At 44.5% G+C, this 24625-nt stretch carries 27 protein-coding genes and 1 tRNA gene; 7 read left to right on the top strand and 21 right to left on the bottom strand.

All coding sequences use genetic code 11. From position 1 onward, the window contains the following. Positions 1–112 precede the first annotated feature (112 nt). From E4663_RS13120 to ytzI, 6 genes are all read left to right on the top strand, one after another. The gene (locus tag E4663_RS13120; protein WP_079478254.1) at positions 113–862 is read left to right on the top strand and encodes a DeoR/GlpR family DNA-binding transcription regulator; all 750 of its coding nucleotides are present in this window, start codon (positions 113–115) and stop codon (positions 860–862) included. Further along, the gene (pfkB, locus tag E4663_RS13125) at positions 859–1785 is read left to right on the top strand and encodes a 1-phosphofructokinase (protein WP_079478253.1); all 927 of its coding nucleotides are present in this window, start codon (positions 859–861) and stop codon (positions 1783–1785) included. Before E4663_RS13120 ends, pfkB begins: the two co-directional genes overlap by 4 nt. After that, positions 1782–3683 carry a PTS fructose transporter subunit IIABC gene (locus tag E4663_RS13130; RefSeq protein WP_135327955.1) on the top strand — a complete coding sequence of 634 codons (1902 nt, stop codon included), beginning with the start codon at positions 1782–1784 and terminating at the stop codon, positions 3681–3683. The genes pfkB and E4663_RS13130 overlap by 4 nt, the downstream gene beginning before the upstream one ends. 56 nt (positions 3684–3739) lie before the next feature. Continuing rightward, positions 3740–4006: a phosphocarrier protein HPr gene (locus E4663_RS13135; RefSeq protein ID WP_079478251.1), complete on the top strand. Its 267-nt coding sequence runs from the start codon at positions 3740–3742 to the stop codon at positions 4004–4006. 4 nt (positions 4007–4010) lie between these two features. Then, positions 4011–5726, top strand: coding sequence for a phosphoenolpyruvate--protein phosphotransferase (gene ptsP / locus E4663_RS13140; RefSeq protein WP_135327956.1), 1716 nt, complete (start codon positions 4011–4013; stop codon positions 5724–5726). 73 nt (positions 5727–5799) lie between these two features. After that, positions 5800–5964, top strand: a complete 165-nt coding sequence (gene ytzI / locus E4663_RS13145) for a YtzI protein (RefSeq protein ID WP_079478249.1) — start codon at positions 5800–5802, stop codon at positions 5962–5964. 55 nt (positions 5965–6019) lie between these two features. Here the strand turns inward: ytzI and E4663_RS13150 are convergent, their stop codons facing one another. The 11 genes from E4663_RS13150 to E4663_RS13200 form a co-directional block, all read right to left on the bottom strand. Then, positions 6020–6598 (bottom strand): nitroreductase family protein, encoded by a 579-nt coding sequence (locus E4663_RS13150; RefSeq protein ID WP_135327957.1) that lies wholly within the window; start codon positions 6596–6598, stop codon positions 6020–6022. 9 nt (positions 6599–6607) lie between these two features. Further along, a complete protein-coding gene (locus tag E4663_RS13155; protein ID WP_135327958.1) occupies positions 6608–7192 on the bottom strand; it encodes a YdcF family protein in 585 nt (194 codons plus the stop codon). Positions 7193–7284: 92 nt separating this feature from the next. Further along, positions 7285–8571, bottom strand: coding sequence for a phosphopyruvate hydratase (gene eno / locus E4663_RS13160; protein WP_079478246.1), 1287 nt, complete (start codon positions 8569–8571; stop codon positions 7285–7287). A 13-nt stretch (positions 8572–8584) separates the two neighbouring features. After that, on the bottom strand, positions 8585–10120 hold the full coding sequence (gene gpmI, locus E4663_RS13165) for a 2,3-bisphosphoglycerate-independent phosphoglycerate mutase (protein ID WP_135327959.1): 1536 nt from the start codon (positions 10118–10120) through the stop codon (positions 8585–8587). Then, the gene (gene tpiA, locus E4663_RS13170) at positions 10113–10874 is read right to left on the bottom strand and encodes a triose-phosphate isomerase (RefSeq protein WP_079478244.1); all 762 of its coding nucleotides are present in this window, start codon (positions 10872–10874) and stop codon (positions 10113–10115) included. Before tpiA ends, gpmI begins: the two co-directional genes overlap by 8 nt. A gap of 19 nt (positions 10875–10893) precedes the next feature. Continuing rightward, complete coding sequence (locus E4663_RS13175) at positions 10894–12075, bottom strand: phosphoglycerate kinase (protein ID WP_079478476.1); 1182 nt, start codon at positions 12073–12075, stop codon at positions 10894–10896. Between the two features lie 160 nt (positions 12076–12235). After that, positions 12236–13243: a type I glyceraldehyde-3-phosphate dehydrogenase gene (gap, locus tag E4663_RS13180; protein ID WP_079478243.1), complete on the bottom strand. Its 1008-nt coding sequence runs from the start codon at positions 13241–13243 to the stop codon at positions 12236–12238. A gap of 36 nt (positions 13244–13279) precedes the next feature. After that, a complete protein-coding gene (locus E4663_RS13185) occupies positions 13280–14308 on the bottom strand; it encodes a sugar-binding transcriptional regulator (RefSeq protein ID WP_079478242.1) in 1029 nt (342 codons plus the stop codon). Positions 14309–14458: 150 nt separating this feature from the next. Beyond that, a complete protein-coding gene (locus E4663_RS13190) occupies positions 14459–14692 on the bottom strand; it encodes a glutaredoxin family protein (RefSeq protein ID WP_079478241.1) in 234 nt (77 codons plus the stop codon). Between the two features lie 55 nt (positions 14693–14747). Then, positions 14748–14972, bottom strand: a complete 225-nt coding sequence (locus E4663_RS13195; protein WP_079478240.1) for a hypothetical protein — start codon at positions 14970–14972, stop codon at positions 14748–14750. A gap of 254 nt (positions 14973–15226) precedes the next feature. Further along, positions 15227–15302: transfer RNA gene (locus E4663_RS13200), tRNA-Arg, on the bottom strand. A 220-nt stretch (positions 15303–15522) separates the two neighbouring features. Between E4663_RS13200 and clpP the strand changes: the two genes are divergently transcribed. Further along, positions 15523–16113, top strand: a complete 591-nt coding sequence (gene clpP, locus E4663_RS13205; RefSeq protein ID WP_079478239.1) for an ATP-dependent Clp endopeptidase proteolytic subunit ClpP — start codon at positions 15523–15525, stop codon at positions 16111–16113. 144 nt (positions 16114–16257) lie between these two features. Here clpP and E4663_RS13210 read toward each other — a convergent pair whose 3' ends face one another. The 10 genes from E4663_RS13210 to hisA all read right to left on the bottom strand — a co-directional run bounded on the left by E4663_RS13210 (position 16258) and on the right by hisA (position 24625). Then, positions 16258–16509 (bottom strand): HPr family phosphocarrier protein, encoded by a 252-nt coding sequence (locus tag E4663_RS13210; RefSeq protein WP_079478238.1) that lies wholly within the window; start codon positions 16507–16509, stop codon positions 16258–16260. A 129-nt stretch (positions 16510–16638) separates the two neighbouring features. Beyond that, a complete protein-coding gene (whiA, locus tag E4663_RS13215) occupies positions 16639–17595 on the bottom strand; it encodes a DNA-binding protein WhiA (RefSeq protein WP_079478237.1) in 957 nt (318 codons plus the stop codon). A 34-nt stretch (positions 17596–17629) separates the two neighbouring features. Further along, entirely contained in the window at positions 17630–18583 is a 954-nt protein-coding gene (locus E4663_RS13220; protein ID WP_079478236.1) for a gluconeogenesis factor YvcK family protein, read from the bottom strand. A gap of 3 nt (positions 18584–18586) precedes the next feature. Continuing rightward, entirely contained in the window at positions 18587–19471 is an 885-nt protein-coding gene (gene rapZ, locus E4663_RS13225; protein WP_079478235.1) for an RNase adapter RapZ, read from the bottom strand. A gap of 21 nt (positions 19472–19492) precedes the next feature. Beyond that, positions 19493–19954: an 8-oxo-dGTP diphosphatase gene (locus E4663_RS13230; protein WP_079478234.1), complete on the bottom strand. Its 462-nt coding sequence runs from the start codon at positions 19952–19954 to the stop codon at positions 19493–19495. Positions 19955–20207: 253 nt separating this feature from the next. Then, positions 20208–21161, bottom strand: coding sequence for a thioredoxin-disulfide reductase (gene trxB, locus E4663_RS13235; protein ID WP_079478233.1), 954 nt, complete (start codon positions 21159–21161; stop codon positions 20208–20210). 95 nt (positions 21162–21256) lie between these two features. Continuing rightward, complete coding sequence (locus E4663_RS13240; protein WP_079478232.1) at positions 21257–22270, bottom strand: tetratricopeptide repeat protein; 1014 nt, start codon at positions 22268–22270, stop codon at positions 21257–21259. A 245-nt stretch (positions 22271–22515) separates the two neighbouring features. Continuing rightward, on the bottom strand, positions 22516–23139 hold the full coding sequence (gene hisIE / locus E4663_RS13245) for a bifunctional phosphoribosyl-AMP cyclohydrolase/phosphoribosyl-ATP diphosphatase HisIE (protein ID WP_135327960.1): 624 nt from the start codon (positions 23137–23139) through the stop codon (positions 22516–22518). After that, on the bottom strand, positions 23136–23894 hold the full coding sequence (gene hisF / locus E4663_RS13250) for an imidazole glycerol phosphate synthase subunit HisF (protein ID WP_135327961.1): 759 nt from the start codon (positions 23892–23894) through the stop codon (positions 23136–23138). The genes hisIE and hisF overlap by 4 nt, the downstream gene beginning before the upstream one ends. Continuing rightward, positions 23894–24625: a 1-(5-phosphoribosyl)-5-[(5-phosphoribosylamino)methylideneamino]imidazole-4-carboxamide isomerase gene (gene hisA / locus E4663_RS13255; RefSeq protein ID WP_135327962.1), complete on the bottom strand. Its 732-nt coding sequence runs from the start codon at positions 24623–24625 to the stop codon at positions 23894–23896. The genes hisF and hisA overlap by 1 nt, the downstream gene beginning before the upstream one ends.

The following is a 24625-nucleotide window of genomic DNA, read 5'->3' on the forward strand; positions in this document are numbered from 1 at the left end:
TTTTTCCGAATATAAAAACTTGCTCGAATTTGAATGAATTTGATTGTTTTTGATTGAAAATGAAAAGGCTTTCTTGTATGATGTACATAGAAACAGTAAAGGAGGCTCTCTGATGCTCACTCCAGAAAGGCAACAACGAATCCTTCAATCTGTCAAAAAGCATCATACAGTCAAAATCAAAGACTTAGTCGATGAAACCGGCTCGTCCGAATCGACGATTCGAAGAGACTTGGACCAATTAGAAGAGAAAGGTTTACTTCAAAGGGTTCACGGCGGTGCTTCCATGCTACAGGCAGCTAGTGAAGAGCCGAGTATGGGAGAGAAATCAACGAAGAACGCATCGGAGAAGGAGAAAATCGCTTCTTACGCTGCCTCTCTCGTCAAAGACGGAGACTGTCTTTTTCTTGACGCAGGTTCTACTACGTACGCAATGATCTCTCACTTACAGCAAAAGGACATCATTGTCGTAACCAACGGTTTGAATCACCTAGATTTGTTAAGTGATCACCAAATTAAGACATACGTTCTCGGTGGACTGGTGAAACACCGGACACGCGCAGTTGTCGGAACAGGTGCCTTGCAGACATTGAATCAATACCGATTCGATAAATGTTTTGTCGGTACTAACGGCATCCATATGGAAGACGGTTATACGACACCTGATCCGGAAGAAGCAGCTATCAAACGAGCAGTTCTCCAACACTCCAGACAGCGCTATATCTTAGCTGATCACACTAAATTTGAACAAGTCGCTTTTTCAAAGTTTGCTGAGCTCGAAGAAGCTGAAATCATTACAAATCAACACGATTTGAACGTTGATCTATATAAGGAAAAAACGATAGTAAAGGTTGTGACAACATGATTTACACATGCACACTGAACCCTTCCATCGACTACATCATGCATGTCGATGAGTTTAAGTCAGGCGACTTGAACAGGGCGAAACAAACATTCTTCTATCCTGGTGGTAAGGGAATCAATGTATCGAGAGTAATGGCCAGGCTAGGCGTAGAAACAATCGCACTCGGCTATACCGCTGGTTTCACAGGAGCGTTCATCAAGGATTCTCTCAAGCAAGAACACATTCAAAACCAGTTCATCGAAACAGATGGAAAAACGAGAGTGAATGTGAAGCTGAAGAGCTCTGATGAAACAGAAATCAACGGACCAGGACCTCTTATCAGTGAAGCCAAGCAACAAGAGTTGCTCCAACAAGTGAAAGAGATGACAGATGACGATACGCTCGTCATCGCAGGAAGCGTCCCATCTTCCCTACCCGATGACTTCTACGTCGAGATTGCGGAAATCTGTCAGAAGCAAGGAACGAAATTAGTTGCCGATACTTCCGGTAAAGCTCTGCAGCAACTGATCGGTTCTTCCCTCTTCCTTATTAAACCCAATCATCACGAACTAGCTGACTTGTTTAATGCTGAAGTGGAAACCAAAGAACAAGCTGCTTATTATGGTAGAAAGTTGTTCGACCAAGGAGTATCTCACGTCATCGTCTCGATGGGTGGAGAGGGTGCTGTGTATATCGGGGAAGACCAACAGCTATTCGCCGAAGTCCCTAAAGGAACAGTGAAAAACTCTGTAGGAGCTGGAGATTCGATGGTCGCAGGCTTCACCGCAGCGATCAGCCAAGCAAAACCGGTGGAAGAAGCTTTCCGCCAAGCGGTTGCCTCTGGCAGCGCCACAGCGTTCCAAGATGATTTGTGCAACAAAGAAGATGTTGAGCAATTATTAAATGATATAGAAATCTCTACTATTAAGGAGGAAACAAAATGAGAATTACGGATTTGTTGACAAAAGAAACGATTTTGTTGAACATGACCGCAAGCTCTAAACCAGAAGCGATTGATGAACTTGTAGGAAAGTTAGATTCTGCTGGCAAATTAAGCGATCGCGATGGATTCAAAGAAGCTATCCAAGCGAGAGAAGACCAAAGTACAACGGGAATCGGCGAAGGAATTGCGATTCCACACGCGAAAACGAACGCCGTTAAAGACCCTGCCATTGCATTCGGTCGCTCTTCTGAAGGGTTGGATTACGAATCTTTAGACGGTCAGCCGACGAATTTGTTCTTCATGATTGCTGCTTCTGAAGGTGCGAATAACACACACTTAGAAACGCTATCCCGTCTTTCTTCTTTCCTAATGGACACATCCTTCCGTGAGAAGCTCGAATCTGCTAAAACAGAAGCGGATGTAATCGAAGCGATCAACGCGAAAGAAGCAGAGGAAGAAGGCGAAGAAGAACAAGAAACATCGAGCGCTGGAAAAATTCTTGCAGTCACTGCTTGCCCGACCGGAATTGCACACACATTCATGGCAGCAGACAAATTGAAAGCGACGGCTAAAGAAATGAACGTACCAATCAAAGTACAAACGAACGGTTCAAGTGGTGTGAAGAACCGTTTGACAGATGAGGATATTAGAGAGGCAGACGCTATTATCATTGCTGCAGATGTCAATGTTGATATGAGTCCGTTCCAAGGCAAGCCGGTCATTGAAGTTCCAGTTGCGAAAGCTATTCATGAGCCGGAAGCCCTGATTACGAGAGCTACTAAGAAAGATGCACCGATCTATGAAGGTGGCGGAAAGTCTTCCTCTTCTGAATCAAGCGACAAGAACCAACGTTCCGGTTTCTATAAACACTTGATGAATGGTGTATCCAACATGCTTCCATTCGTCGTTGGCGGCGGTATCCTGATTGCGATCTCCTTCTTCTGGGGAATTAACTCTGCAAACCCTGATAATGCAGATTATAACCGCTTTGCGGAAATGCTAAGCATTATCGGTGGTGGAAATGCATTCTTCTTACTTGTTCCTGTACTAGCTGGTTTCATTGCATCCAGTATTGCCGATAAGCCTGGCTTCGCTCCTGGTATGATCGGTGGTTTGATTGCTGTTACCCAAACCTCTGAAGCAAGTGGCGGTAATGGCTCCGGTTTCTTAGGCGGTTTGATTGCAGGTTTCCTTGCCGGTTATTTGACACTATTGATCAAGAAGGCTCTTGAAGGATTACCAGCAGTTTTAGACGGATTAAAGACTGTACTCTTCTATCCGGTACTATCGATTTTTGCAACAGGTATGATCATGCTCTTAATCAACGCACCGTTGACTAGCATTTACAGTGGATTGTTTTCATTCTTAGAGAACATGAGCGGTTCGAACCTTGCCCTTCTCGGACTGATTGTCGGAGGTATGATGGCAGTTGATATGGGTGGTCCTGTCAACAAAGCGGCCTACACATTCGGTATCGCGGCTCTTGATGCAGGGAACTATACGTTTATTGCAGCTGCCATGGCAGGCGGTATGGTGCCGCCACTAGCATTAGGTCTTGCATCTCTTATTTTCAGAAACAAATTCACAGCACAAGAGAGAGAAACTGGTAAAGCAGCATTGCCGCTTGGGGCTTTCTTCATTACAGAAGGTGCGATCCCATTCGCAGCGGCAGACCCTGTTCGTGTCATTCCATCTATGGTTGCAGGTAGTGCATTTACAGGTATGCTCGTCATGCTGTTCGGCATCAGCCTACCAGCCCCTCACGGCGGCGCAATCATCATTCCGCTGATCGAAGGTGGCATTACTCAGATCCTTCTATATATTGTGGCAATTCTTGCCGGAACAATTCTTAGCGCAATTGTTGTAGGATTCTTGAAAAAAGACCTTAGAAAGGCTTAAAATAAGAAAGTTAGGGTATCTCTCAAAATAAGTACTTTTTTAAGGAGGAATATACAATGAAAGAACAAACATTTACTATTACTTCATCTGATGGCGTGCACGCACGTCCAGCGACTGTCCTTGTACAAAACGCAGGAAAGTATCAGTCTGATATCAACCTTCACTACAAGGAGAAAGCTGTAAACTTGAAATCCATCATGGGAATCATGAGTCTAGGCATCCCAGCAGGCGCAGAGATTAAAATTACAGCAGAAGGTGACGATGAGCAAGAAGCGATCGATCACATGTCTACTACTATGAAGAACGAAGGCCTGGGGGAATAATCGAATGACACACCTTCAAGGTATTGCAGCTTCCAGCGGAATCGCGATTGCGAAAGTTTATCCGCTGGAGGCGCCAGATCTTTCTTTCAGCAAACAAGACATCCAACAACCAGAAGAAGAAGTGAAGCGCCTGCATGAAGCTTTGGACACTTCTAAGTCTGAACTTGAGAAAATCAAGGAACATACGAAGAAATCTCTAGGTGATGAGCATGCAGAGATCTTCTCTGCCCACTTACTTGTACTGAGTGACCCTGAACTTATTCAACCGATCGAAGATAAGATCAAATCGGAGAATGTAAATGCTGAAGCGGCTCTTGACGAGACAGCGAATATGTTCATCAACATGTTCAAAAACATGGACAATGAATACATGCGCGAACGTGCAGCAGACATCCAAGATGTGACAAAGCGTGTAATGGCTCACCTACTACAAGTCACGTTCCCAGATCCAGCGTTGATCCAGGAAGAAGTCGTAATTGTAGCAGACGACCTTACACCTTCTGACACTGCTCAGTTGAACAAGCAGTTCGTTAAAGGGTTTACGACAGATATCGGTGGACGTACCTCTCACTCCGCTATCATGGCTCGTTCCCTTGAGATCCCTGCTGTGGTCGGAACGAAAAATATCACTTCCCAAGCTGAGAAGGATTCCATGATCATTGTGGACGGAATCAGCGGTGACGTGATTGTGAACCCAACAGAGGAACAAATCAACGAATACAAAGAAAAACAAGCTCAGTTCGAAGAGCAGAAGAAAGAATGGGCAAAGCTTAAAGACGAGCCTACTGTAACTTCTGAAGGCGAACACGTTGAGCTTGTAGCCAACATCGGTACACCGGATGACGTAGAAGGTGTATTGAACAACGGTGGCGAAGGTGTCGGCCTATACCGTACAGAATTCTTGTACATGGGTAAAAGCCAGCTTCCGACAGAAGAAGAACAGTACGATGCATACTCTTCTGTTCTGAAGCAGATGGGTGATAAGCCTGTTGTTGTTCGTACTCTCGACATCGGTGGCGATAAGGAATTGGATTATCTGGACCTTCCGGATGAGATGAACCCATTCCTAGGCTACCGTGCAATTCGTCTATGCCTAGAGCGTGACGATATCTTCCGCGTACAACTTCGAGCCCTACTACGTGCAAGCGTACACGGCAACTTGAAGATCATGTTCCCAATGATTGCTACTCTGGAGGAATTCCGTCAGGCAAAAGCAATTCTAGATGAAGAGCGTGAGAACCTAGTAAGCGAAGGCCAAGAAGTATCCGGTGATATCGAAGTCGGTATGATGGTGGAAATTCCAGCAACAGCTGTAATCGCCCGTCAATTCGCTAAAGAAGTCGACTTCTTCAGTATCGGTACGAACGACTTGATCCAGTACACTATGGCTGCTGACCGTATGAACGAGCGCGTTTCATACTTGTACCAACCGTACAGCCCAGCTATCCTGAACTTGATCAACAACGTCATTGAAGCTGCTCATGCAGAAGGTAAATGGGCAGGAATGTGTGGTGAAATGGCAGGAGATGAAATCGCAATCCCTATCCTTCTTGGACTTGGACTCGATGAATTCAGCATGAGCGCCACTTCTATCTTGCCAGCACGTACGCAGATCCGTGACCTTTCTAAGAAAGAGATGGCTTCATATAAAGAAGAGATCCTAGCTATGGGAACTTCCGAAGAAGTAGTAGAATTCGTAAAAGAAAAAACACAAGCCTAGTAGTAATCCTTTTACGATTGTGGCACAATAAATGGTGTGAGGAGAAATACTTTCAAGAAAGTGAAGTGTTCTTATGACGTTCACACTGATCATGATTGTATGTGTCGCCATTGTGCTCGGAATTGCCGCTATGTTCGGTGCAGCGGTTTCGAAAGGATACGATTATAAACACAAGGTCGATCCGTTACCGGAAGATGCACACGAACAAGACGTTGAAACTAAACATGAGTTGAAATAGGTTTACTAATAGGAAAAGAGCCGTGCGTTACGCACGGCTCTTTCTTTTGTTAATACTAACTTTGAATAAAAGTCATTTTCTCTTCGATTGGTGTTCTTGGTTTAGCTTTAGGTACACGGTTCGGATACCCCATTTGTAAAACTGCAACCAACTTATAAGTATCAGGACCTATTCCAATATCCTCTGCAAATTGAGGGTCATGAAGATAAGGGCTCGTTGTCCACAAAACTCCAATGCCACGCTCCCATGATAGGAGCTGTGCATTTTGAATAAAGGCACAGACAGACGCATAATCTTCTTCATATTTGATCAGATCGGAATCACGCTCCATATAAACCAGAGCATGATGAGGAATGTTTTTTAGGAACTGTCTGATGCCCTCTTTCATTCGCTCCTGCTTCTCCTCGTTATAATTATCGAAGAATCCCTGTCGCTCATAGCTGGATAATACAGCAGAAACATACGGTTCTATTCCCTCACCTTGATAGATATTCAACAACCAAGGCTCTTTCATCCGGTGAGTAGGTGCCCAGGCTGCCTTTGAGAAAATCTCCCGCAATACATCCTTTGGCACTTCGTCCTCTGTGAACTCGTGTATGGAACGGCGATTCGTAATAGCATGCACTAGATCCATTATTCCACCTCAATTAGAAAAAACATCTGTTACTTGCTGTCCCATCAATACAGCCCATTCGCGTAGGAAGAAAGGGATTTTCGTCTCTAGAGACTCATAGGCCGAATAATCCGTCGGCACGCCCTCAACGCTCATCCCTTGGCTTTTGGCGAGGTACACTGCTCGCTTCAAATGGAATTGATCACTTACAAGTAAATAGGATTCAATCCCTCTGTCATCTGCAATCTCTTTTGCATTGATGACGTTGTCCCTTGTTACGAGTGACTTGTCCTCAATTAAGATATCGTCTTTAGGTACCCCATTATCAATAGCGTATTTCATTCCTACATTCGCTTCTGAGGATACGGCATTCTCACTAGCTCCACCAGTGAAAACAAGGTAGTCCACCATATCCTCTTTATAAAGTTCAATCCCTTGTTTCAGCCGCCCTTCGAATACAGGGCTTGGATGTCCGTTCCACTGCGCTGCTCCTAATACAATTGCCGCATCCGCTTCCGGTACAGCTTCGCCATTTCCATACGTCCATATGCTATACCCAGTATAAAACGCATAGACAAAGCCTACCAAAATGATAAGTCGAACCAATGATTTCATCTATAGTTTCTCTCCTGTTGTTCTCAACTCTACTCCATATCATACCATAGAAAAAAGCCTCCCTGAATAATCAGAGAGGCTCAGATTTCGAATTATTTGTTCAAGTTGTAGAATGCTTTCTCGCCAGCGTATGTCGCTGTACCAAGCAGCTGATCTTCGATACGAAGAAGCTGGTTGTACTTCGCTACACGGTCTGTACGGGAAGGAGCACCTGTCTTGATTTGACCAGAGTTTGTCGCTACAGCGATGTCCGCGATTGTAGCGTCTTCTGTTTCACCAGAACGGTGAGAGATAACGGCTGTGTAACCAGCGCGCTTCGCCATTTCGATCGCTTCGAATGTTTCCGTAAGCGTACCGATTTGGTTAACTTTGATCAAGATAGAGTTTCCTACGCCTTGCTCGATTGCGCGGGATAGTTTCTCTGTGTTTGTAACGAATAGGTCGTCACCAACAAGCTGAACACGGTCGCCGATACGGTCTGTAAGAAGTTTCGTACCTTCCCAGTCGTTTTCGTCAAGACCATCTTCAATAGAGATGATTGGGTACTTGTTAACAAGCTCTTCGTACCAGTCAACCATTTCTTCAGAAGTACGGACTACGCCTTCACCTTTAAGGTTGTACTTGCCGTCTTCATAGATTTCAGAAGAGGCAACGTCCATCGCAAGCTTCACTTCTTCATCTGGCTTATAACCAGCTGCTTCGATTGCTTCGATGATTGTAGATAGAGCTTCTTCGTTTGAACCAAGGTCAGGAGCGAATCCACCTTCATCACCTACACCAGTGTTGTAGCCTTTGTTTCCAAGTACTTTCTTAAGAGAGTGGAAGATCTCAGCACCCATACGAAGTGCTTCTTTGAATGTCGGAGCACCAACAGGCATGATCATGAATTCTTGAATGTCCACGTTGTTGTCAGCGTGCTCTCCACCGTTTAGGATGTTCATCATTGGTGTTGGAAGTGTCGCTGCTGTGAATCCACCAAGGTATTTGTAAAGTGGTTGTCCAACAACGTCTGCTGCTGCGTGAGCAACGGCCATGGATACACCAAGGATAGCATTGGCACCTAGGTTACCTTTGTTTTCAGTACCATCAAGTTCTCTCATCATTTGGTCGATGATTACTTGCTGTGTTACGTCCATTCCTAGAAGGTTTGGAGCGATTTTTTCATTTACGTTATCTACAGCGTTTTGAACACCTTTTCCAAGGTAACGTTCTTTGTCGCCGTCACGAAGCTCAACCGCTTCGTATTCACCTGTAGAAGCACCACTTGGTACAAGTGCTGTACCGAATGCTCCAGATTCTGTATAAACTTCAACTTCAACTGTTGGGTTACCACGAGAGTCAAGGACTTCACGTGCGTAAACGTCAGTAATATATGGCATTAATATCTCTCCCTTATTTTTTGATTAATGACTGTCCTGTCATTTCTTCCGGTTGTTTCACGTCTAGTAATTCGAGCAATGTTGGAGATAGATCTCCAAGGATTCCTCCATCACGTAGCTCTAATCCTTCTTTCGTTACGATAACGGGAACTGGATTAGTCGTGTGAGCGGTCATCGCATCTCCATCTTCTGTGATCACTTCATCAGAGTTTCCGTGATCAGCAGTAATGATGGCATTGCCGCCTTTTTCTAGAATCTTATCAACGATTTTTCCTAAGCATTCGTCCACCGCTTCGATCGCTTTGACCGTAGGCTCTAACATACCGGAGTGACCGACCATGTCAGGGTTAGCGAAGTTCAGGATAATCGCATTGTGTTTATCTGCATCCAGCTCATCTAGAAGAGCATCTGTCACTTCATAAGCACTCATTTCGGGCTTTTGATCATAAGTGGACACTTTAGGAGAATCGATCAGGATGCGCTCTTCCCCATCGAATTCATCCTCACGGCCACCACTCATGAAGAAGGTAACGTGTGGATACTTTTCAGTTTCTGCAATGCGAAGCTGCTTCATTCCTTCATCGGAAAGCACCTCTCCGACTGTGTTCTTCAAGTCGTTTGGTGGGAAAGCAATCCTTGCATTTACTGCATCACTGTATTGCGTCATGCCGACGAAATGAAGGTTCTTAGGAGCATCTCCTAAGTCGAATTCATTAAAGTCGTCATTGGCGAATGTTTTAGACATTTGGATGGCACGGTCTGGACGGAAGTTGAAGAAGATAACGGAATCCTCATCATTGACTGTACCGACCGGCTCACCGGAGTCGTCTGTCAATACGACCGGCTCAACAAACTCATCATACACTTCCTCAGCGTAAGAATCGTCGATGGCTTTGATCGGATCTTCGTACTTCACACCTTCACCATGTGCAATCGCATCGTATGCCTTCTTGACACGTTCCCAACGATTGTCACGGTCCATCGCATAAAAGCGGCCGGATAAGGTAGCTAGCTTACCTACACCAAGCTCTTCCACTTTCTCTTGCGTTTGTTTGATGTACGTCTTTGCTGACTGTTGGCCAACGTCACGTCCATCTAGGAAGGCGTGGATATATACATCCTCAAGTCCTTCTTTTTTCGCTAGTTCCAATGTGGCAAACATATGATTAATGTGACTGTGAATACCACCATCAGATAATAGACCGAAAACATGAAGTGCTTTATTATTGTTTTTCGCTTCTTTGACTGCGTTCAATAACGTTTCGTTCTCAAAGAAGTCTCCTTCACGGACAGAAAGGTTGATACGAGTCAAGCTTTGGTAAACGACACGACCTGCACCAATGTTCAAGTGCCCTACTTCCGAGTTACCCATTTGGCCCTCTGGAAGTCCGACAGCCTCTCCACAAGCTTGAAGCTGGGAGTGAGGAAATTGGTTCCAGTAACGGTCGAAGTTCGGCGTATTCGCCTGCTTCACAGCGTTCCCTTTCTCTTCATCGCGCAATGCGAACCCATCAAGGATGATGAGTGCAGCTAAGTTTTGATTACTCATGCTTACCTGCCTCCACTAGTTTTAAGAAAGAATCCGCTTCAAGACTTGCACCACCGACAAGAGCGCCGTCAATGTCAGATTGACCAACGATCTCTTCTACGTTAGCAGGTTTCACAGAGCCACCGTATTGAATACGTACAGCTTCCGCTACTCCAGCACTAACAAAGTCAGCTACGGCTTTACGGATATGAGAGCATACTTCATTCGCTTGCTCTGCTGTAGCCGTACGGCCTGTACCAATCGCCCAGATCGGCTCATAAGCGATGATTACTTGCTGGCTCTGCTCGTCAGTTAAGCCTTCAAACGCTTTTTTCACTTGGTTCTCAACGACTGTCATCGTTTCGTTTGCTTCACGCTGCTCTAGCGATTCACCTACACAAACGATTGGAGTCAAACCATGTTTGAATGCAGCATGGACTTTCTTGTTCACTTCTTCATCAGTCTCTTTGAAGATTTCACGACGCTCGGAGTGGCCAAGAACAACATACTCAACGCCAAGCTCTTTCAGCATTACAGGGCTCACTTCACCAGTGAACGCACCGCTCTCTTCAAAGTGCATGTTCTGAGCACCGATTTTCAACGAAGTTCCTTTTGTTTCTTCTACAAGCTTCTGTAGAAACGGGAACGGTGCACAAATAACCGATTCCACTTGATCAGAAGATGGCACTTCATTTTTAGCTGTTTGGATGAAGTCTTCTGCTTCACGATGATTTTTGTTCATTTTCCAGTTACCTGCGATTACTTGTTTACGCATTGTTCATCACCTCTCCTTTTTATTTGTCGTTCAATAGTGCTACACCAGGAAGTTCTTTACCTTCCATGAATTCAAGTGAAGCACCTCCACCTGTAGATACGTGATCCATGTCTTCTGCGTAGCCGAATTTCTCGACAGCTGCAGCGGAGTCCCCTCCACCGATCACAGTATATCCTTCGGTTTCAGATAGTGCATTTGCGACGGCTTTCGTTCCGTTTGCAAATGTCTCAAGCTCAAATACGCCCATAGGACCATTCCAGATTACAAGTTTAGAATCCTTGATGATTTGTGCGTATTTCTCACGCGTTTTCGGTCCGATATCAAGTGCTTCCCAATCTGCTGGGATGCTGTCAATCGCAACTTCTTGCGTATTAGCAGAATCAGAGAAGTCATCGGCTACAATGACGTCTTCCGGCATGTGGAAGTTCACGCCTTTGTCTTCTGCTTTTTTCATATATTCTTTCGCCAAGTCGATCTTGTCTTCTTCTAGTAAAGATTTACCGATTTCATGGCCTTGTGCTTTTACGAATGTGTAAGCAAGTCCACCACCGATGATCAAGTGATCCACTTTATCGATCAAGTTATCAATGACACCGATTTTATCCTTAACTTTCGCTCCACCGATAATAGCAGTGAACGGGCGTTCCGGATCTTTAAGGGCTTTGCTTAGTACATTGATTTCTTTCTCCATCAAGAACCCGGCTACAGCAGGAAGATGCTCTGCTACACCAGCTGTTGATGCATGGGCACGGTGTGCAGCACCGAAAGCATCATTGACGTACATATCAGCCATATCAGCGAATGCTTTAGCAAGATCTGCATCGTTCTTCTCTTCACCAGGGTGGAAACGAACGTTTTCGATAAGTAGAACATCGCCATTCTCCATTTCAGAAATCGCTTTGTCTACTTCAGAACCATGTACTTGGTCCGTCTTCGTAACGGTTTGGCCAAGAAGGTCACTTAAACGGTTTGCAACAGGATCAAGGCGTAGCTCTTCGACAACTTCCCCTTTAGGACGGCCCAGGTGGCTCGCCAAAATCACTTTTGCTCCGTTACCAGTCAAATGTTGAATTGTTGGTAGGGCTGCTTTAATTCTCGTGTCATCTGTTACTTCTTCACCGCTCATTGGGACGTTGAAGTCTACACGACAAAAAACGGTTTTCCCTTGTACCTCTACATCACGAATTGTCTTTTTATTCATGGATGCAACCTCCTTAATTTGTTCAGGAATTCCTGCCCCTATGTACGTTTCCACATAGGCGTTCTTAAGAAACACAGGATTGCGGAAAACATGGATAAAGGAGGAGGACATGAGACCTCCTCCTTTACTTCATGTTTCTTATATTATTGGTAGCTATTTCTTACAAGCCTTGGTTTTTAAGGTAAACAGCAAGGTCTACACAACGGTTGGAGTAACCAGTTTCGTTGTCATACCAAGAAACGATCTTAACCATGTTCTTCTCAAGAGCAAGAGTAGAAAGACCATCGATGATGGAAGAACGAGTATCGCCATTGTAGTCAGTAGATACAAGTGGCTCGTCGCTGTATCCTAGGATACCTTTAAGCTCGCCTTCAGCAGCTTCGCGAAGTGCTTCGTTCACTTCTTCAGCTGTAACATCTTGATCAAGTTCAGCAACTAGGTCAACGATTGATACGTTTGCTGTTGGTACACGCATAGCCATACCAGAAAGCTTACCATCAAGCTCTGGAAGAACTTTCGCTACTGCTTGTGCAGCACCAGTTGTTGTTGGGATGATGTTTTGTGCAGCTGCACGCGCACGACGGTAGTCCTTGTGTGGAAGGTCAAGGATTTGTTGGTCGTTCGTGTAAGAGTGAACTGTAGTCATCATACCGCGCTTAAGACCGAACTTGTCGTTAAGTACCTTAGCGTAAGGTGAAAGACAGTTCGTTGTGCAAGATGCGTTAGAGATTACGTGGTGAGAATCTTTGTCGTATTGGTCTTCGTTAACACCCATAACGACAGTAAGATCTTCTTGTTTAGCTGGTGCAGAGATAACAACTTTCTTAGCGCCTGCATCCAAGTGTTTCTTCGCATCGTCACGTTGTGTGAAGCGACCTGTAGATTCTACAACGATTTCTACGCCAAGGTCTCCCCAGCCTAGTTGTGCAGGATCTTTTTCAGAAAGTACTTTGATTTCTTTTCCGCCTACGATCAAGTTGTCTCCGTTTGTTGTTACTTCTTCATCAAGAGTACCGTGTACAGAGTCATATTGTAGTAGGTGTGCAAGCATATTTGCGTCTGTAAGGTCGTTAACCGCTACAACTTCTACTTCGTCATTTTTCAGAGCAGCACGGAACACATTACGTCCGATACGTCCGAAACCGTTAATTCCAATTCTTACTGTCATGCTAAAATTCCTCCTTGAGTGAATGGCTTAATATATTTAAAGGGAAATTCCCTTTATTAACTCTTGTGCTGCACCTTCATCGGTGATTAAGACATTGCTTTGCCCTGGTTGAAAGTAAGAAGTGATGGCTTCTGCCTTCGACTTCCCACCCGCTACGGCAATGACATGGTTGGCATGCTTCAAATCTTCCAGCTGTAGTCCTACCGTCCTCACTTTATGAACCACTTCGCCTTCCCGGTTAAAATAATAACCGAAGGCTTCGCCGACAGCATTTTGATTCTTAATGACATCAAGCTGTTCTTGAGACGTTTTGCGGCGCTCCGCCATCGTCATAGCATCTCCGACACCATGGATGACTGTTTCGGCGCTGCGAATGATGTCGAGCACTTCTTTGATAGAAGGCTCTTCAATGATCGTCTGGTAGGATTCTTCACTGAGTGGATCGGGTACATATAATAGACGGTAATCGCCACGGGCTTTTTTGGCCATTTCGGCACAAATCGTATTCGCCTGATTCTCTACCCGTTCGCCTAGTCCGCCACGTGCAGGCACAAACAGACATTGTTCAGCGTTTGAAAAAGGGCTCATCATCTCGGCGACGGCTGCCATCGTGGTTCCGCCTGTAATGGCAATGGCCTGATCCGGTAAGATATGCTGTTTCAAGTATTGGACACATGCTCGTCCCATTTCCTGCTTAACCCAATGGAGTTCATCACTATCTCCTGGAACAACAACGACATAGTCTAAGTTTAATGTATCCTTTAATTGTTGTTCTAAAACCTTAATCCCTGTCACTTCTTTAATGAACTCAGCTAACTGCTCTAGTATGTTTTGCCCTTCATAGGTCAAATGCATGCCTCTTGATGTAACGTCGACGGCTCCTTGTTTGTTGAGGAAATCAACTTCACTGCGGACCGTCCGCTCAGCTAGTTCAATATTTTCCGCTAGTGCTCTGCGTCCGACTGGCTGCATGATCGAAATGTGATACAGCAGCTGATAACGTCTTTGCATAACGTCTAGCACATCAGGGAATAACTTTTTTTGTAGGTCGATGAAAGCTCGCATGAGAAAAGCTCCTCCATTTGAATTTCAACTACCCGGGATGATTATGTCCCAGCTAGTCATATTCTGTCCCGCTTGGAGCAAAAAAATATCTTTTTCAGCTTTAATATTAACAGTGAGGGTTAAGCGGCGCAAGTCAAATGCTACTGTTTTTTAATGTAAACGGTTTTCTATAGAGAAGTAATCAATCGACCGATAATCCAGTTCTTCTCCATTAATCCGGATCACTGGAACCTCAAGAAAGTATTTTTCAAGCAGTTTTTCATCCTTCTCGATATCGATTTCTTCCATGACTATTGCGTAATCCTTCATAAATAGATCGAGCAGACTTTTCACTTCATCACAAAGTGGACAATTATTCTTCAAAAATATAGTCACGTGATTCACATAACCCCTCCTTCAGTTCCATTCCGTATTATTGTACACAAAAAAAGAGCACGCTTCAGGATGCATGCCCTTTATTATCATAGAAACCGTTATCAATCTTGAGTTTTCTTTTCTGTAGAAAATCTGCTAATTCTTCACCGGCATAGTCTTTCGGTGTTCGCTTCAACGATTCATAGTTGAAAGAAAGCTTTTGCTGCTCTTGCATATCGAACACATGAATCCTTCTGTCTTCAGAAACCTGTTCGGTCGACAACATTTTGTATCGGATTAGGTTCGTCATAATTACCCCTTTTCTTTCATAAGAAGCGAAAAGTACAAGACATCTTGCTTCATTATATCATAAACATTTCTCGCAAGTAACAATATATTCGGAATATTTCACCACTTTATGGAGATTCTTTTTGTAATTCCTCAATTTATAAGAGGTAATACATGCAAAGATCGTACCGAAACGCCTACTTTTCATTATATTAGAATAATTTTAAGAAGTAAAAGAAAAGGCACCCAAGTTAGGGTGCCTTTCCATTAATTTAGCGCGCCCGAGAGGATTCGAACCTCCGACAGACGTAGAACCGGAATCTACCGCTCTATCCAACTGAGCTACGGGCGCAAAGTGACATGCACAACATATTATACGGAATCCCCCAAAAAAACGCAATAGGATCTTCAATGAAAAATTCAAAACGAGACGTTTATCGAAAATAAATAAGGGAAAGATGGTATAAGGAAAAATGAAAGAAAGGGTCGACCGTTTTTGTTTGACCTTTTCTGACCATAATTGTATGATGAATGTATTCCATCATAACAATTGATGATAAGGAGGAAAAACTATGAACTTAGTTCCTACAGTAATTGAACAGACGAACCGCGGAGAGCGCGCCTATGATATTTACTCCCGCCTACTTAAAGACCGTATCATCATGCTCGGCAGTCCGATTGATGACAACATTGCAAACTCCGTTGTCGCACAGCTTCTTTTCTTAGCTGCTGACGATCCGGAGAAAGACATTTCCTTGTACATCAACTCACCAGGTGGTTCTATCACAGCAGGAATGGCCATCTTCGATACAATGCAATTCATTAAGCCAGATGTTTCTACTATCTGCACAGGTATGGCAGCATCTATGGGAGCATTCCTACTTAACGCTGGTACGAAAGGCAAACGTTTTGCCCTGCCGAACAGTGAAGTTATGATCCACCAACCTCTTGGAGGTACACAAGGTCAGGCTTCTGATATTGAAATTCACGCTAAGCGTATCATCCAGATGCGCGAGAAACTGAATCAGATTCTTTCAGAACGTACTGGTCAACCGATCGAAGTAATCGAGCGTGACACAGACCGTGACAATTTCATGTCTGCACATGAAGCTGTTGAATACGGCCTGATCGACAAAGTCATGGAGAAGAACACGGATAAATAAGCACAATGATGAACCGCTGCCTTGCAGCGGTTTTTTCTTTTGCCTTTTCGGCTGATCCCATGAGAAAACCGCTGCGAGGCAGCGGTTGCTATTGTTTGAGAACAACCGACTATACGGTACGTTCATTTATTCACATATATAGATTCAGTTTTTTACATAATCACTCAAAAACTGAAGCGCCTCTTCTTCATCCGTTCCGTCTGCAATCAATTTGATTTCCTCATCTGTTCCGATTGCAAGACTCATCAACCCCATAATGCTCTTGGCATTGACACGTTTTTGTTCTTTTTCAATAAAAATATCCGCTGAAAATTTGTTTGCTTGCTGAACGAATTGGGCAGCTGGTCTAGCTTGCAACCCGGTTTCTAATTCTACGATAATCGAACGTTCTATCACCTATCATTCTCCTTTCCGTATCAGCACTCCCTATCCGAAAGCGCATTCAATGAATTTTAAGAAAAAACGCTTTCGATTAAGAAAGCGTTGAATTGAATTCATTATAGCATGAATATACATGTTAGAACATTAATTTCTAGTGTTTTCTGTAACTTCACCTTTACGTACTTTGTCAGCAAATTCATCAATTTTACGTAATCTGTGATTGATTCCAGATTTACTGATGGTTGCTCCTGATACATATTCGCCTAGTTCTTTCAGCGAGACATCCTGATGCTGCAACCTAAGGGAAGCTATCTCCCTCAGCTTATCTGGAAGGGCCTCTAAGCCGACTGTACGACTAATAAATTTGATGTTCTCCACTTGACGAAAAGCCGCTCCGATCGTCTTATTCAAATTCGCGGTTTCACAGTTGACAAGCCGGTTGACGGAATTACGCATGTCACGGACAATCCGTACATCCTCGAATTTGAACAACGCTTGGTGAGCTCCTATATTACTGATCAGTTCCGTAATTTTATCCGCTTCCTTCAAATACGTGATGAACCCTTTCTTACGTTCGAGAGTTCTAGCATGGAGACCGAATTCATTCATAAGCGTACACAACGCATCGTTGTGTTCCTTATCAGAAGAATAAATCTCCAAGTGGTAAGAAGAAGTCTCCGGGTTGTTTACCGATCCGCCTGCAAGGAACGCACCACGTAAATAGGCTCGTTTACAGCAGGTTTCTTGCTGATACTTCTCTGGAATGTTCGGATTGATGGATAATGGGCCCTTTAAGATCTCAAGGTCTTCAAGTACCACCTTGGCTTGTTCGGACATCCGAACGATATAGACATTATTCTTTTTCAAGCGCATTTTTTTGCGGACAAGTAACTCAACAGGGTACGGGTAAAGTTTCTTGATAAGCATGTAAATACGTCTGGCGATGGCTGCATTTTCGGTTTGCACATCCAGAATGTATTCCCTGTTTGATAAGGAAAACGTTCCATTCATACGGATCAATGCGGCTAGTTCAGATTCCATACAGCACGTATCAGCCTCAACGTTCGTTAATTCTTTCTTTATCTCTGATGCAAAGGACATAGATGTACACCCCCCTTTTGTCTTTTCATAGCTGCTAAAGCATGGAGTGAAGCAGCCGAGCGAGTTTCGTCGTATCATGGCGGAGCATCGCCTGACTGTGATCGACGATGTCTTCTTCTATGACTTGGACCCCCATGGATCTCAATCGGTCCATATCATAAACGACAGGCTCTGCTTGTTCTTTAGCGTAAGCATTTTTATACTTCTGTTCAATTGGTTGATTGTGCACGACAACAGACTGAATGACGTCATTGCCGATATGGTCGAATAGCGCCTGCAGGTGATCAGCAGCGGTATAGCCTGATGTCTCACCGTTTTGTGTCATGACATTGCAAATATAAGTGACGTTGGCGCTCGTTTCCCGCAAAGCCTGACCGATCTCCGGTATAATGATATTCGGTAAAATACTCGTATAAAGGCTGCCTGGGGAAATCACGATCAAGTCCGCTGACTTGATTGCGTCAACGGCTTCTGGCAAAGGTTGCACAGGAGTCGGACTTACAAATACTCTCTTGATCTTTTTGTTCTGTTTCGGAATAGATGATTCTCCTGTCACGATCGTACCATCTTCCATCTCTGCATGAAGGTTCATGGAGTGGTTCGCAATCGGGTAGATCGACCCCCGAACGTTCAGCACGTGTGAAATTTCTTTGATTCCACGATAAAAATCACCGGTCATGGACGACATGGCTGCTAGTAGAAGGTTTCCCATGGAGTGGCCAGACAATCCATTTCCTTCAGCGAATCGGTGTTGGAACAGTTCGAGTAGCATAGGCTCAGCATCAGACAGTGCGGCGACGACATTACGGATATCTCCAGGTGCTGGGATCCTCAATTCGTCCCGTAATCGACCAGAGCTCCCGCCATCATCTGCAACCGTCACAATTGCTGATAAATGGATCGGTAAGTGCTTCAAGCCACGCAATAATACTGGCATCCCGGTGCCGCCGCCAATGACAACGACACGTGGTTCAGTTGTATTCCCCATCCATTACAATCCCTTTCTTTTATCGATGTCCCTATGTGTTACGTGTGTATAAAAATCACCTGAAAAATGATTGGACAAATACTCAGCAAGAGCTACAGAACGGTGTTGGCCTCCTGTACATCCAATCGCGATAACAAGCTGGCTCTTGCCTTCCCTCTTGTATTGAGGAAGCATGAACTCCAGAAGGTCTTTCAGCTTTTCGAGAAACTTCTGAGTGTCTGTCCATTTGAACACGTAAGACGAAACTTCTGTATTAAGCCCCGTTAGTGGCCTCATGTGCTCGACATAGTGGGGGTTCGGTAAGAATCTCACGTCAAACATTAGATCCGCATCAATCGGTACACCGTATTTAAATCCAAATGACACAACTTGTACAGAAAACACCTGTTGTTCTTGTTCACGGTAGCGCTCAATGATTTGTTCGCGTAACTGCTTCGGTTTCAATGTTGTCGTATTGATGATCGCCTGGGCGCGACCGCGGAGCTCGTCCAACATTTTTCGTTCCTTCCGGATTCCCTCAAGAGGAAGTCCGTCTTTAGCAAGTGGATGAGAACGTCTTGTCTCCTTATAGCGCGATACAAGCGACTGATCTTCTGCATCAAGGAAAAGGATGTGCTCTTGAATCCAGTTTTCTTTCCCGAGCTTATCGAGAGAATCAAACAGTGAATCAAAGAATTCGCGGCCACGCAAGTCCATCACAAGCGCAACATTCTCGATATTGTTACGAGAGTCCTTCATCAGTTCCAGAAATTTAGGTAGCAAAGCTGGTGGAAGGTTATCGACACAGAAAAAGCCGAGATCTTCAAAGCTTTGCACAGCGACTGTTTTACCTGCCCCACTCATTCCTGTAATAATGACTAACTGTGTATTCGAATTTGTTTCAGACATCATCGATCGCTCCCCGTTTGGTCAATTGGATGGATTTAAATCTTGGTCGATCAGAGTGAAATCCGTCGTATAGACGAACGTTCCATACAACTGTCCATCACTGTTTAAAAGGTGGTCAAAAATAAACCGATCTCCCTCTGCCATCGGTTTATCCAACACTTCGTCAACCGGTACCCATTCCAGTTCGCCCTCTTCACTTTCATCCAGAAGAGTGCCGGAGAAGCTTGTCGTATAGAAGGTGAACATCATCCATTCTTGTACCGTTTTCTCGTCTTCTCTCATAATGAAGGTGAAAGAACCTCTAAGTTCCGGATTTTGAATGCTCAAGCCTGTCTCTTCTTTGAATTCCCGTACTACAGAATCTTTGACGTTTTCGCCGGCCTCCATTTTGCCTCCAGGAGCTACATACCAACCACGTCTCGGTTTCTTCAATAATAAAACTTTATCATCAACTTTTAAAATACAATTTGCTACACGTTGCAATCGTTGTCACCTCATTTTTTGTCTAGAGGGCACCTCACTCCATTATACAATGAATATGCAAGGGGCTACAATAATATGACTGAATTCGTTAGATGGAATTCCCAATCGTTCCGTAGTAGATCTACACAAAAAAAAGCACAGGTTTCGGCACCTGTGCTCAAGTAGAGATCTATCAATTAAAAGGGGGTCAATTAATCAACACCATTATAACGAAACTTTGTTTCATGTGTGTTACAACAGCGTTAAAAACGAATTACTTTTCGACCGCTTTTAATTCTTCGATTAGATTCTCAATATAATGCTGAGCAGACTGAGCAGCAATACTTCCGTCCCCAGTTGCAGTTACGATCTGACGCAATTCTTTCTCGCGGATATCTCCTGCAGCGAAGACGCCTGGTACTTTCGTTTCCATGTTTTCATCCGTTTCGATATAACCTTGCTCATTTGTGATACCAAGGCTTTCGAATGGAGTACTCAATGGAATCATACCGATATAGATGAACGTACCGTTTGTGTCAAAGTCGTACTCTTCATCTGTTTTATTGTTATAAAGGGTTACACTTCCGACTTTACCGTCTTTGTCATTGATCGACTTCACGACAGTGTCCCAAATGAAATCAATCTTATCATTATCGAAGGCACGGTCTTGAAGGATCTTCTGAGCACGAAGCTCGTCACGACGGTGAACGATTGTCACTTTGCTTGCAAAGCGTGTTAGATACACACCTTCTTCAACAGCAGAATCTCCGCCGCCTACTACAACAAGCTCTTTATCACGGAAGAAAGCTCCGTCACATACAGCACAGTAAGATACGCCACGGCCACCTAGTTCTTTCTCGCCAGGTACGCCAAGTTCTTTATACTGTGCTCCAGTCGTAATGATGACTGCACGAGCCTTGTATTCTTTATTACCAGCACGGACCGTCTTATATTCTTTGCCATCTGTGACTTCTTTGATGTCTCCATAAGCATACTCCGCACCAAATTTCTTGGCATGTTCAAACATTTTATTAGAAAGGTCAGGACCTAGGATGCTTTCAAATCCAGGATAGTTCTCTACGTCTTCTGTATTCGCCATCTGCCCACCTGGCACACCACGCTCAAGCATGAGTGTATCAAGGTTCGCACGAGACGTATAAACAGCAGCAGTCATACCTGCAGGACCTGCACCTGCGATAATCACGTCATAAATACGATCTTCTGTCATCGTTTATCACTCCTTGTGAATCCAGTTCACTAAATGTTTCTGTAATTATAATAGTAAATCAATCCAAAACCGTCCATAAATGTGCTTATTATAATTTATTTGATATTCCAAGGTCCGCCTTCTCGGCCTAATTTCGGAAAACTTTGGACCCCTTGTTCCCATAAGTTTAAGGCTTTTGACGGGTTCCCCGTATGGTAAGAAGCAATACTGTACCATTTATAATAAACACGTCTTTTGGTTACCTGATTGCCTTTCAGCATCCGGAACCGTTCTACAGCTTCTGTGTAGTGTCCTGCTCTAGCTAATGTTTCCGCTACAGATAGCTTTTGCTGATCATGCATCGGAAATACATTGCGCAGGCGATCAATGTGTGGCATTGCAGACTCTTCGCGCTCCTGTTCCAGGTAAAAGGTAGCTAAGTTCACATGGGAGTGAATATTAGCAGGATCTTGTTCTAGAGAAGCCTGCTCATACTCAATCGCTTCCTGTTCTTTCCCATACATAAACAAAGCATAAGCATACTTATGCTTCGTCAGAAGAAAGTCTGGGAACATCTGCATCATTTCTTGCAACACGGCCAAAGCTTCTTCCCACTCTTCGTGTTCAAGGTGGTAGAAAGACGTTTCTTGATAGATCAAAAGGTCATCCTCGTCGTCAAAGGCCCACTCATCTTCCGCGTCTTCCCCTTCATCAAGAGAATCGAGCATGCTGATGAGCTGTTCTGCAGCTTCATGAAACTCTCCATCCTCTTGGTGATCGAGATAGATTTGAGCGTATTTTTTTGCATCGTTCAAAAGGCCAAGATGGGCATAGTTGTTAGCCATTAAATAATAACAATCAATATAATCATCGCCGAACTTCGTTAAGACATCAGATAAAACCTGGTTAGCAGCGTGATACGACCCGAGCTCTGTGTAGATCACGGATAACTGACAAGCATACAAAGGCTCATCGGGATCTACTTCTACTGCTTTCTTCAGCCACTTGACTGCGGAATCAAAACGGCGCTTCTTGAAAGCTTGGATTCCACGGGTGAAGTAAAAATGACCGGTCGGCACGAAAGGTATGATGTTCGATTGTTGGTTCGGGCTGTCTAATGATGTCGTCATGACGGTCCCCCTAATTCCGTTACAAATCTCACTAATAAAGGAGTATAACATAAAAAACCTTGATAAAATAGGAAAAATTAATTATTACGTGACGACATTTTAAAGGAAAACTTGCCCTAAGGCTTTGACGAAAGATAAAGTTTATTGTAGATATTTGACTAACCCGCCCACTCTCGTCTATACCGATTCAAAGTTGCGCAAAAATAAAGAGTATCGCCAGGCGATACTCTAGACAAACGGTAGACTCAGGAATGACGTTTTTCCAATACAGCAAGCACGTCATCTAGCGGCACTTGGCGGTCTGTCAGGAGGAGGAGTAAGTGGAATAGCAAATCTGCCGACTCGAGCGCCATTTCTTCTGGATCGTCATTTTTCGCGGCGATAATGACTTCCCCAGCTTCTTCTCCAATTTTCTTCGCAATCCGGTCGACACCTTCTTGGAAAAGCGTAGAAGTATAGGACCCTTCCGGCAGCGTCGCCTTCCTTTCGGACAGAACCTCCTGTAGTTCATCGAGAATCGCATAACGATGATCTTTCGGTTCTTGTCCACCTTCTAGTAAGGAATGAGAGAAGCAACTGTAGTCCCCTTTGTGGCAGGCTGGACCTTGCGGAATGACTTGAACTAAGAGAGCATCTTGATCACAATCATAGTGGATATCGGTCACTTTCTGAGTATTGCCGGAAGTTTCCCCTTTGTGCCAAAGCTCTTGTCTGGAGCGGCTGTAGAATACCGTCTCCCTTTTATCCAAAGTCTGTCGCAAAGACTCTTCGTTCATATACGCTAAGGTCAGCACTGCTTTGGAACGAGCGTCCTGCACGATAGCAGGAACGAGACCTTTTTCATCAAATTGAATCGATTCTATGTTCATCGAACAACAACTCCCTTCTCTTTCAAATAGTTTTTCACGTTCTCAACGGATGTCTCTTTATAATGGAAGATGGAAGCGGCTAGGGCAGCATCTGCATCTACCTTCGTAAAGACGTCATAGAAATGTTCACTCGATCCCGCTCCTCCAGAAGCGATGACCGGAACAGACACGACTTCTTGCACTGCTTCGAGCAGCGGTAGATCGAACCCCGTTTTCTCCCCGTCTTGGTTCATGGACGTAAGCAGGATCTCTCCAGCACCTAGTCGCTGTGCTTCCTGCGCCCATTCTACGACTGTCCACTCTGTAGGTTTGCGGCCCCCGTGCGTATAGACGACCCATGTCCCTTTTTCTTCATCGTACCTTGCATCGATGGCTACTACGATACATTGACTTCCGAAGTAATCTGCTCCTTCTGTAATAAGCTCTGGTCTGTTCACGGCTGCCGAGTTGAGGGAAACCTTATCGGCACCGTTCCGAAGCGTCACCTTCATGTCTTCTAAAGTACGGATGCCTCCACCAACAGTAAAAGGAATCGCCAATTCAGAAGCGACCTTACGGACGACATCGATCATCGTTTTGTTCCCTTCGTGCGTTGCAGAGATATCCAGAAAGACGAGCTCGTCTGCCCCTTGCTCATCATAGATTTTCGCAAGTTCTACAGGGTCTCCTGCATCCCTTATTTCTACAAACTGAATGCCTTTGACCACACGTCCTTCTTTTACGTCTAAACAAGGAATGATCCGTTTCGATAACATTACGATTCCTCCAATTCGAGCGCTTCTTTCAAGGTGAAGCGATTAGCATATAAGGCTTTCCCAACGATTGAGCCGATGACATGCTCTGTCTGGTATTTCTTCAACTCATGCAAATCCTCCAAACCTTGAATTCCTCCGGAGGCGATGACGTTGACCTTCGTTTGTTCCGCTAACCGGACAATCTCTTTCACGTTAGGGCCCTCGAGCATCCCATCCTTCGCAATATCAGTATAAATAAATGTAGATGCACCGGCATCTGCAAGCTCCTTACCAAGGTCGACCGCTGTTACTGTAGAGGATTCCAGCCACCCTTCTGTAGAAACATAACCATCACGTGCATCGAGTCCGATCGCAATCTTCTCCCCGTATTTTGCTAGTAGAGATTTCGTTCGCTCCGGGTCTCGGACCGCTAGCGAACCGATGATGACACGATCCACTCCTTGATCCAAATAAAAGCGGACATCCTCCTCCGTACGAATCCCTCCGCCGATTTGGACTTGGCACTCAAGCTCCTGCGCTACTCGTAGCACGTGCTCTGCGTTCTGTTTCGCTCCTTGCTTAGCACCATCGAGGTCGACCATATGAATCCAAGAGGCGCCTGCTTCCGCAAACCCTTTCGCCACTTCAAACGGGTTCTCACCGTAGACCGTTTCCTTTTCAAAATCACCTTGTTCCAGACGGACACATTTTCCGCCTAACATATCAATCGCTGGATAAATCGTAAAAGACAT

Origin of the sequence: Halobacillus salinus (genome assembly GCF_004684905.1) — a bacterium.
Classification (GTDB): domain Bacteria; phylum Bacillota; class Bacilli; order Bacillales; family Halobacillaceae; genus Halobacillus; species Halobacillus salinus.

Excerpts from the sequence above, each read along its gene's own strand:
- E4663_RS13120 (WP_079478254.1), top strand. The coding sequence starts at position 113 with ATGCTCACTCCAGAAAGGCAACAACGAATCCTTCAATCTGTCAAAAAG.
- pfkB (WP_079478253.1), top strand. The coding sequence starts at position 859 with ATGATTTACACATGCACACTGAACCCTTCCATCGACTACATCATGCAT.
- E4663_RS13130 (WP_135327955.1), top strand. The coding sequence starts at position 1,782 with ATGAGAATTACGGATTTGTTGACAAAAGAAACGATTTTGTTGAACATG.
- E4663_RS13135 (WP_079478251.1), top strand. The coding sequence starts at position 3,740 with ATGAAAGAACAAACATTTACTATTACTTCATCTGATGGCGTGCACGCA.
- ptsP (WP_135327956.1), top strand. The coding sequence starts at position 4,011 with ATGACACACCTTCAAGGTATTGCAGCTTCCAGCGGAATCGCGATTGCG.
- ytzI (WP_079478249.1), top strand. The coding sequence starts at position 5,800 with ATGACGTTCACACTGATCATGATTGTATGTGTCGCCATTGTGCTCGGA.
- E4663_RS13150 (WP_135327957.1), bottom strand. The coding sequence starts at position 6,598 with ATGGATCTAGTGCATGCTATTACGAATCGCCGTTCCATACACGAGTTC.
- E4663_RS13155 (WP_135327958.1), bottom strand. The coding sequence starts at position 7,192 with ATGAAATCATTGGTTCGACTTATCATTTTGGTAGGCTTTGTCTATGCG.
- eno (WP_079478246.1), bottom strand. The coding sequence starts at position 8,571 with ATGCCATATATTACTGACGTTTACGCACGTGAAGTCCTTGACTCTCGT.
- gpmI (WP_135327959.1), bottom strand. The coding sequence starts at position 10,120 with ATGAGTAATCAAAACTTAGCTGCACTCATCATCCTTGATGGGTTCGCA.
- tpiA (WP_079478244.1), bottom strand. The coding sequence starts at position 10,874 with ATGCGTAAACAAGTAATCGCAGGTAACTGGAAAATGAACAAAAATCAT.
- E4663_RS13175 (WP_079478476.1), bottom strand. The coding sequence starts at position 12,075 with ATGAATAAAAAGACAATTCGTGATGTAGAGGTACAAGGGAAAACCGTT.
- gap (WP_079478243.1), bottom strand. The coding sequence starts at position 13,243 with ATGACAGTAAGAATTGGAATTAACGGTTTCGGACGTATCGGACGTAAT.
- E4663_RS13185 (WP_079478242.1), bottom strand. The coding sequence starts at position 14,308 with ATGCGAGCTTTCATCGACCTACAAAAAAAGTTATTCCCTGATGTGCTA.
- E4663_RS13195 (WP_079478240.1), bottom strand. The coding sequence starts at position 14,972 with ATGACGAACCTAATCCGATACAAAATGTTGTCGACCGAACAGGTTTCT.
- clpP (WP_079478239.1), top strand. The coding sequence starts at position 15,523 with ATGAACTTAGTTCCTACAGTAATTGAACAGACGAACCGCGGAGAGCGC.
- whiA (WP_079478237.1), bottom strand. The coding sequence starts at position 17,595 with ATGTCCTTTGCATCAGAGATAAAGAAAGAATTAACGAACGTTGAGGCT.
- E4663_RS13220 (WP_079478236.1), bottom strand. The coding sequence starts at position 18,583 with ATGGGGAATACAACTGAACCACGTGTCGTTGTCATTGGCGGCGGCACC.
- rapZ (WP_079478235.1), bottom strand. The coding sequence starts at position 19,471 with ATGTCTGAAACAAATTCGAATACACAGTTAGTCATTATTACAGGAATG.
- trxB (WP_079478233.1), bottom strand. The coding sequence starts at position 21,161 with ATGACAGAAGATCGTATTTATGACGTGATTATCGCAGGTGCAGGTCCT.
- E4663_RS13240 (WP_079478232.1), bottom strand. The coding sequence starts at position 22,270 with ATGACGACATCATTAGACAGCCCGAACCAACAATCGAACATCATACCT.
- hisIE (WP_135327960.1), bottom strand. The coding sequence starts at position 23,139 with ATGAACATAGAATCGATTCAATTTGATGAAAAAGGTCTCGTTCCTGCT.
- hisF (WP_135327961.1), bottom strand. The coding sequence starts at position 23,894 with ATGTTATCGAAACGGATCATTCCTTGTTTAGACGTAAAAGAAGGACGT.
- hisA (WP_135327962.1), bottom strand. The coding sequence starts at position 24,625 with ATGTCTTTTACGATTTATCCAGCGATTGATATGTTAGGCGGAAAATGT.